The organism is Streptomyces niveiscabiei, assembly GCF_001419795.1.
Classification (GTDB): domain Bacteria; phylum Actinomycetota; class Actinomycetes; order Streptomycetales; family Streptomycetaceae; genus Streptomyces; species Streptomyces niveiscabiei.
The window spans coordinates 1-1,457 of the sequence record NZ_LIRL01001288.1; the positions used below are offsets into that span (position 1 = coordinate 1).

2 protein-coding genes are annotated in these 1,457 nt (G+C 71.0%); both read right to left on the bottom strand.

The window, feature by feature from the left end; translation table 11 throughout:
- Positions 1-654, bottom strand: a 654-nt coding sequence (locus AOK24_RS43205) for a GlxA family transcriptional regulator (RefSeq protein WP_055725309.1), incomplete at its 3' end; no start/stop codon positions are given.
- A gap of 49 nt (positions 655-703) precedes the next feature.
- Positions 704-1,153, bottom strand: a complete 450-nt coding sequence (locus AOK24_RS43210; RefSeq protein WP_055725308.1) for a hypothetical protein — start codon at positions 1,151-1,153, stop codon at positions 704-706.
- Between the last annotated feature and the right edge of the window lie 304 nt (positions 1,154-1,457).

Genomic DNA, 1,457 nt, shown 5'->3' on the forward strand with positions numbered 1-1,457 from the left:
TCGTCCACGACCTGCCGCCGGTGCCGGCGGCAGGTCGTGGACGATGAACTGGGCCTGGCCGCCCTCGCGTTCGAGGGGCATGACGCACATGCGTGCCGTGTGCGCGGCGACGGCCGAGCCGTGGTCCGCGCGGACCATGTGGAGGCACATGTCCATCGCCGCGGCGGCTCCGGCAGAGGTGAGGAACTGGCCGTTGTCGACGTACAACACCTCGGGATCCACGTCGACTTGGGGGTAGCGGGCCGCCAGGTCAGCCGCCGCGATCCAGTGGGTCGTCGCGCGCAGGCCGTCCAGGAGGCCGGTCGCCGCGAACAGGAACGCGCCCACGCAGACCGACGCGATCCGGGTACCGTTCGCCGCCGCCTCGCGCAACGCCTCGGTAACCCCCGGCGGGAGCCGCGCCGGGGGTTCGTCCACGCCGGGGAGGATGATCGTGTCGGCTTTGGCGAGGAGTTCGAGGCCGTACGGGGGTCGCAGCGTGAACGCCGACGATCGCATCCCGGCGCGCACGTCCTCCCCCGCCCGCACGCCGCACACCTTCACGTCGTACGGCGGGCGCCCGTCCGGCAGCCGGGCCCAGCCGAAGGTGTCGATGGGGAGGGAGAGGTCGTAGGGGATGACTCCGTCGAGCGCGAGCACGGCAACGGTATGCATGGCCAGATGTTAGATGTTCGCCGGGTTCTCGCCAGCCGCCAGGGCCATGTCACGCCCCCGTCGTCGACCCCGGCCGCACGATCATCAGCACCGTCACCGTCGCCCACAACAGGTTGAACATCCCTGTGAACATGCCGAGTTGAACAGTCGTCCGCTGGTCCCCGCCGCCCTCCACGAGAACCTCCTGCCGGGGCAGCACCAGGACGACGAGGACGAGCGCGGCGGCGACCGTCAGGGCCGTCGAGACGATCAGCCACGTATCGCCCATCACCCCCATCGCGCTCGCCGTGGCGAACCCGAGGACCGGTACGGCGATGCCGATCCCCGCGTACACCCGGCAGATGCGGTGCAGGAGCCGTACGGCGGACCCCGCCCGTTCGTCCTCCGGCGCGGCCAGCGCCTTGCGTGCGGCGGGCGGGAACATGCTGGCCGCGACCGTGACCGGGCCGACGGCGATGATCGCGGCGAGGACGTGCAGGGAGAGGAGGAGCTTGGTCATGGGGCGACGGTAGGAGGAGGCGGGGATCTTGGAGAAGTGGCGGGATTGACAGGGGGCGACGGATTCTCGCCAGCGGGTGGGTCGGACCGTACGAGAGGCGTACGGGTACTACAGGGGGCTCCTGCCGGGTCACCCAGAAGGTTGACGGGTACTACGGGTCCCACTTTTCGTTATCGCCCCTACCCTCACCCCGTCTCCACCGCATGCACCTCACCCGACGCACCCTCCTCAAGACCACCGCCCTCGCAGGAGCGGGAGCAGGAGCGGCCCTCGCCCTCCCGGCGGCGACCGCCACCGCCGCCCC

Coding starts and splice junctions, on each gene's coding strand:
- AOK24_RS43210 (WP_055725308.1), bottom strand. CDS start 1,153: ATGACCAAGCTCCTCCTCTCCCTGCACGTCCTCGCCGCGATCATCGCC.